Origin of the sequence: Nisaea denitrificans DSM 18348, from assembly GCF_000426505.1 — a bacterium.
GTDB classification, from domain to species: domain Bacteria; phylum Pseudomonadota; class Alphaproteobacteria; order Thalassobaculales; family Thalassobaculaceae; genus Nisaea; species Nisaea denitrificans.
Window position 1 is genome coordinate 606,109 of sequence record NZ_KE384531.1, and the last position, 6,052, is coordinate 612,160.

At 60.2% G+C, this 6,052-nt stretch carries 5 protein-coding genes and 1 rRNA gene; 5 read left to right on the forward strand and 1 reads right to left on the reverse strand.

Translation table 11 applies throughout. The features are described 5' to 3' along the window. Nucleotides 1-2 precede the first annotated feature (2 nt). Genes K328_RS0119820 through K328_RS0119835 form a run of 4 tightly spaced genes read left to right on the forward strand, consistent with a single transcriptional unit; the run spans nucleotide 3 to nucleotide 4,787 of the window. Complete coding sequence (locus K328_RS0119820; protein ID WP_051285212.1) at nucleotides 3-809, forward strand: enoyl-CoA hydratase/isomerase family protein; 807 nt, start codon at nucleotides 3-5, stop codon at nucleotides 807-809. Then, nucleotides 806-2,845 (forward strand): acetyl/propionyl/methylcrotonyl-CoA carboxylase subunit alpha, encoded by a 2,040-nt coding sequence (locus K328_RS0119825; protein ID WP_205620711.1) that lies wholly within the window; start codon nucleotides 806-808, stop codon nucleotides 2,843-2,845. The genes K328_RS0119820 and K328_RS0119825 overlap by 4 nt, the downstream gene beginning before the upstream one ends. Nucleotides 2,846-2,898: 53 nt before the next feature. Continuing rightward, the gene (locus tag K328_RS0119830) at nucleotides 2,899-4,293 is read left to right on the forward strand and encodes an SLC13 family permease (RefSeq protein WP_028467461.1); all 1,395 of its coding nucleotides are present in this window, start codon (nucleotides 2,899-2,901) and stop codon (nucleotides 4,291-4,293) included. Nucleotides 4,294-4,343: 50 nt separating this feature from the next. Then, nucleotides 4,344-4,787, forward strand: a complete 444-nt coding sequence (locus K328_RS0119835; protein ID WP_028467462.1) for a DUF1489 family protein — start codon at nucleotides 4,344-4,346, stop codon at nucleotides 4,785-4,787. A 28-nt stretch (nucleotides 4,788-4,815) separates the two neighbouring features. Here K328_RS0119835 and K328_RS26100 read toward each other — a convergent pair whose 3' ends face one another. Further along, entirely contained in the window at nucleotides 4,816-5,319 is a 504-nt protein-coding gene (locus K328_RS26100) for a hypothetical protein (RefSeq protein WP_156901509.1), read from the reverse strand. A 584-nt stretch (nucleotides 5,320-5,903) separates the two neighbouring features. On the opposite strand from K328_RS26100, the gene K328_RS0119845 reads away from it, so the two are divergent. Then, nucleotides 5,904-6,052, forward strand: a 16S ribosomal RNA gene (locus K328_RS0119845); the annotation flags it as partial.

Below are 6,052 nucleotides of genomic sequence, written 5' to 3' on the forward strand. Positions count from 1 at the left end.
AGATGCACAGTGAATACACGCCAAAACGCCCGGAAAGCCTGATTGTCGAGGACGCGGACGGTATCCTCACCGTCACGCTGAACCGGCCGGACGTCCACAATGCCTTCGATGAGACCCTGATCGATGATCTGCACCGCTTGTTTCGCTCGCTGTCGGATCGGGCGGATCTTCTTGCCGTTATCTTGACCGGTGCCGGCGAGAGCTTTTCCGCCGGAGCGGATCTCAACTGGATGAAGCGGGCGGCGGACCATACGCAGCACGCGAATTTCGAGGACGCGATGCGGCTTTCGAACATGATGGATGCGCTCTACGCTTTGCCGATGACCACGATCGCCAAGGTTAACGGCACGGCGATGGGGGGCGGGCTCGGACTCTGCGCCTGCTGCGATATCGCCGTGGCGGCGGATCCTGCTCAATTCGCCTTGTCTGAAGTCCGTCTCGGCATCATTCCAGGCGTGATCAGCCCTTATGTCATTCAGGCCATCGGTATCCGGGAATCGCACCGCTGGTTCCAGACCGGTGAGCGGTTCGGCGCTGCGGAAGCTTTGCGCATGGGGTTGCTGCACGCGGTCTGTGCTCCCGAGGCGCTGGAGGAGGCGGTTGATGCCATCCTGCGCGAGTTGAAGAAAGGCAGCCCGGACGCTATCCGGGCCTCGAAAACCCTGCTGCGGGAGGTCGCCGGACGCCAGCTTGACGACACGACCCGGCGGGAGACTGCCCAACGGATTGCCGGTCAACGGGCCACGCGGGAAGGTCGCGAAGGGCTGTCGGCGTTCCTGGAAAAACGCAAGCCGGACTGGATCGCATGATGACGGAGATGCGCACTATTCGCACATTATTGATCGCCAACAGGGGTGAGATTGCCTGCCGGATCATTCGCACGGCCCGTTCGCTCGGCATTCGCACGGTTGCAGTGTATTCGGAAGCGGACGCGGCCGCGTTGCATGTGGCTGCCGCAGATACGGCCTGTCCGATCGGCCCGGCGCCGGCTGCGGACTCCTATCTTCGGATCGATCGGCTGATTGAGGCGGCCAAGGCGACGGGGGCGGACGCCATTCATCCCGGCTATGGCTTTCTCTCCGAGAACCCAGAACTCGCGCGAGCTTGTGCCGAAGCGGATATTCTCTTCATCGGCCCAGACGTTCCGGCAATCGAGGCGATGGGCTCAAAAGCGGCCGCCAAGGACATCATGGCGAAAGCCGGCGTTCCTCTTGTGCCCGGCTATCACGGCGCGGATCAGGGCGCGGATACGCTGGAAAAAGCCGCAGAAAATATCGGCTTTCCGGTGCTGCTGAAGGCGAGTGCCGGCGGTGGCGGCAAGGGCATGCGCGTGGTCGAGCGGGCGGAGGATCTGGCAGACGGTATCGCCGGCGCCAAGCGTGAGGCCGCCGCTGCTTTCGGTGACGACCGGCTGCTGATCGAGAAATATCTGACCCGGCCGCGTCATGTGGAGGTGCAGGTTTTCGCGGACCGGCACGGCAACGCGGTGCATCTATTCGAGCGGGATTGCTCGGTTCAGCGCCGTCACCAGAAGGTCGTCGAGGAAGCTCCGGCACCTGGGCTCGACGAGATCGTGCGCACATCCATGGCGAAAGCGGCGATCGATGCGGCGAAAGCCATCGATTATGTCGGCGCCGGCACTGTTGAGTTCATCATGGACGAGGACGGTGCCTTCTATTTCATGGAGATGAATACGCGCCTGCAGGTGGAACATCCGGTGACCGAGGCTATCACCGGCGAGGATCTTGTCGCCTGGCAGATCCGGGTGGCCGAAGGCGGAACGCTGCCGCTTACGCAGGACCGGATTTCAGCGTCGGGCCATGCGCTTGAAGTGCGGATCTATGCCGAGGATCCGGAACGTGAATTCCTGCCGCAGACCGGGCGGTTGAGCCGTCTGGCCTTTCCTGAGGATATGGACGGGGTGCGCGTCGATACCGGCGTGATCGAAGGAGATTCGGTCAGCGTTCATTACGATCCGATGATTGCCAAACTGATCACCCATGGCCGGGACCGGGCGGAAGCGCTGCGTCGCATGTCGCGGGCTCTCGGGGAGGTCCGGATCGCCGGATTGGCGAACAATGTCCCTTACCTGAAGCGAATCGTTGAGCATCAAGCTTTTATCGCGGGCGGGGTCGATACGCGGTTTATAGAAACGTATCGCGAAGATCTTGCCGCCGGCGGAGCAGGGGAAGGCGGAACATGGGAATCGGACAGCATGCCAGCTCTGGCCGCTGCGGCTCTTCTGGAAGCGGAACGCCTGGATGTGGTCCGGCAAGCCCGCCTTGGCGGAGATCCCTATTCACCCTGGGCAATGGCGTATGGCTGGCGCCTGAATGACAGTCCTCAGCATAGGCTGACGCTGCTGCATGGTGCGGACGAGCTGGTACTGCTCTACCGCCTTGAGGCCGGGACTTACGTGTTCGAACAAGGGGAAAAGCAGGTCCGGATTGGTGTCTCGTTTCATGCAAACGGGCGTCTGGAAGCGCGGCTGGACGGGATTTCCATTCATGCCGAGGCCGCTTTCGAAGATGACGCCATTACCGTCTTTTACGGTGGTACGGCGCACCGCTATGTTTTGAAAACGGCACTGGCTTCCGGAGCCGATGCCGGAGAAAATTCAGGTCACGTCGCCGCGCCGATGCCCGGCAAACTGATCGCCGTCCATGTTGCCGAAGGTGCGGAAGTCGCCAAGGGCGATCCGTTGATGGTGCTCGAAGCCATGAAGATGGAGCATGTGATCAGGGCCCCGGATGACGGCGTTGTCGCGGCATTGCATTACGGACCCGGCGATCAGGTTGAGGAGGGAGCGGATTTGCTGCTCTTCGAGACGCGTATCGCTGATTGACCGGCTGGCCGTTTGATCGCTTTCTCGCCTGTTGAGTTGAAGAGTTTGTTCCAATGTCGCATTTGCAGCCCCGCCACCTCATTCTCCTGCCGGTTTTCGCCCTCGCGGGGTGGCTGGCCCTGCTCCCGCCCGAGGGGATGCCGGACGGTGCGGCGCCTGCCGGTGCATTGGTTGTGTTGTGTATCGGGCTATGGGCGACCGGAGCGATCACCGAGCATCTGGTGGCAATGCTGCTTTTCTTCCTCGCCATGGTGTTTTCCGTGGCACCGCCGGATGTCGTGTTTTCCGGTTTTGCCTCAGGTGCCTTCTGGCTGGTTCTCGGTGGTCTGATCATCGGGGCTGCTGTTGACGTTACGGGGCTTGGTAAGCGCCTGGCTCGATCCATTACAGCGCGAATCTCCGGCGGCTATGGATCGGTCATTACCGGGATCGTCATCGTCTCCGTTGTGCTGATCTTCCTGATGCCGTCGACCCTGTCGCGAATCGTCCTGCTGATGCCGATCATGACGGCTCTGGCGGATCGCCTGGGCTATCCGGCGGGCAGCAAGGGACGGAATGGCATGGTGCTGGCGATGATCCTGACCTCGTACCTCTGTTCCGTCGGGGTGCTTCCGGCGAACGTGCCGAACAATGTGCTGGTTGGCGCGGCGGAGACCGCCCACGGGGTGCATATTCGCTATTTCGACTATCTGCTGCTGCATTTCCCGGTGCTTGGTGCCGTCAAGGCGGTGGTGATTGCCGTTCTCTTGACCTGGATGTTCCGCGAACCGGGCCATGCCGATGCGACAGAACAGGAAGACACGCGCGGGAACTGGTCCGGCATGAGTTTAGCCGAGCGGAAGATGGCGCTCTATCTCGCCGCCGCGTTGGTTTTCTGGGCGACGGATGCAGTTCACGGTGTTTCGGCCGCCTGGGTTTCCCTGGGGGTAGGAGTGCTTTGCCTGATGCCTGGGGCGGGATTGGTCTCGGCCGAGGTCTACCGGCAGAAGATATCTCTCAATCCGTTGATTTATATCGCCGGTATTCTTGCTGTCGGGGCACTGGTCTCGCAGTCGGGACTCGGGAGCTGGATTGGCGAAAAGCTGATCGCGACAGCGGGGCTCGCGCCTGGGCAGCCGGCGCAGAATTTTGCGACCATTGCCGGTATAGGCACCCTGATGGGCATGATCTCGACCATGCCGGCCGTGCCGGCGGTCCTGGCCCCACTCGCAGACCAGGTGGCAGAGGCAAGCGGTCTTCCGGTATTTCTCGTGCTCAATCTGATCGTGGTCGGTTTCTCGACCGTGATCCTGCCGTACCAAGTGCCGCCATTCATTATCGGTATGCAGCTTGGAGACGTGCCGATTCGGGTCGGTGCGCGTGCTTGTGGCCTTCTGGCCATTGCATCGCTTGGCCTGATACTGCCGCTGGACTTCGCTTGGTGGTGGCTGCTCGGTATGTTTGGTTAGGTCTCTATGACCGTCACGCATCAAGACCATGGACCCGGCGGACAACAGCCATGCCCCTCAATCTGATCAAGCTCTGCGTCGGGATCGAGACGGTAGAGCAGCTCGAGCAATACCGCGCTGAGCAAGTCCGTCATGCCGCAGCATCCGGTGCGGAGCCGGTGAGCACACACAGGACGCGGTCCTTTCCGCGCCGGGCGGAAGAGATTCTGGAAGGCGGTTCGCTCTATTGGGTCATCAAGGGGCAAGTCCGAGCCCGGCAGCGGATCGAGCGCCTGGACGAGGTCGAAATGGCGGAAGGGGGGCGACCGCACTGCGGCATCGTCCTCGATCCTAACGTTGTCCGGGTCGTGCCGCGCCCACACCGCGCTTTTCAGGGCTGGCGCTATCTGGAACAGGCGAGTGCGCCGCAGGATCTTTATGAGACGGGCGGTGATATTGACGCCGCCATGCCCGATGAAATGCAGGCTGAACTCCGGCGACTCGGTATTCTCTAAGATATTTTGTGAATTTTGGGTCTCGATATCAGTTTTTGGCGCTGCCTATGGTGGGGAGACCGCCCCTGTTCGCAAGTGGATTGGCAGGTGCCACCGTAAAGTCGATCGCAGTGCCGCCTATGGTCCGGCTATGCAGGGTTACGGTCGCGATCCGCTCGCCGCGGGAATAGGTCATGGTGCTTATCGCCGAGCGGACACTGGTGATCTTGATCCAGCCAAAACGCGGCATTTCCCGCTCATAGAAGGCATACATGTCCGGCATCTTGTAGCCGGACGTCAGGGCCAACCGGCCGATCCATCCATCCTCGGCACCGAGAACCAGAAGATTATCGAAGTCGATCTCGGCATTGGCCGGAATCGGCACATCCCTGAATTCGGCGAATTGCGGGCCGTTACTGCGATCCTGGGTCTGAGCGCCGGGCTGTCCCGCATCCTTGTCAGACGGTGCGCCGGTTTTCGTCGATTGTCCGAATGAGGGGAATCCCTGTGGAACACAGGCGCTGAGCGCCAATACGGTGATAATTACAGCCATTGGAAGCGCAGAAATCATTTTTCCGCCGCGGCGCTGTCTCTGCATCTCAGTTTTATCCAGTTCCGAAACCAAGCTATGGCGCCAATTTACCTCGAAACACTCTATAGAATGTTTTATTGCGCCATATTTATGCTATATATAGTGCCATCAATTTCGGAGGCTGTCAGGCTTTTTCGCTGTTGACACGCCCCGGTCCGAGGTCCTATACACCGGCCCACTTCGCGGCGCCGCAGCGCTGACACGCCTCTCGAAAAAGGGGCTTGCATCCAGCAGCGGCCTCGCCTACATTCAGATTTCGCGAAACGTTGATCGTCTTCGCGGCTTCCACAGACGGGGAACATCCGGGCCGCCGGTTAGGCGGAACAGGGTTTCATTGTCTCTCCTCTTCGGAGGGGTGCTCTTTGACATTGTAGATATAGGAAAGGGATGCGCAGGCGGCGGGCCTGAATTGGTTTGCCGGTTTTCGATCATAATGATTGATCTTGAGCATCCTGAGCTAAAGTTAACACAGAAGCTCTTGTGCATAGGATTGGATCTAAAGTTTTGTGTTGTCTGTTCGTGTTTTTGCGGATGGATGGCTCACTCAACTTGAGAGTTTGATCCTGGCTCAGAACGAACGCTGGCGGCATGCCTAACACATGCAAGTCGAACGAGAAGGTACCTTCGGGTACTGGACAGTGGCGCACGGGTGAGTAACGCGTGGGAACCTGCCCTGAGGTACGGGATAACGGCT

What these genes read in the sequence shown, in the direction of transcription:
- K328_RS0119820 (WP_051285212.1), top strand. Translation starts at nt 3, where the DNA reads ATGCACAGTGAATACACGCCAAAACGCCCGGAAAGCCTGATTGTCGAG.
- K328_RS0119825 (WP_205620711.1), top strand. Translation starts at nt 806, where the DNA reads ATGATGACGGAGATGCGCACTATTCGCACATTATTGATCGCCAACAGG.
- K328_RS0119830 (WP_028467461.1), top strand. Translation starts at nt 2,899, where the DNA reads ATGTCGCATTTGCAGCCCCGCCACCTCATTCTCCTGCCGGTTTTCGCC.
- K328_RS0119835 (WP_028467462.1), top strand. Translation starts at nt 4,344, where the DNA reads ATGCCCCTCAATCTGATCAAGCTCTGCGTCGGGATCGAGACGGTAGAG.
- K328_RS26100 (WP_156901509.1), bottom strand. Translation starts at nt 5,319, where the DNA reads ATGGCTGTAATTATCACCGTATTGGCGCTCAGCGCCTGTGTTCCACAG.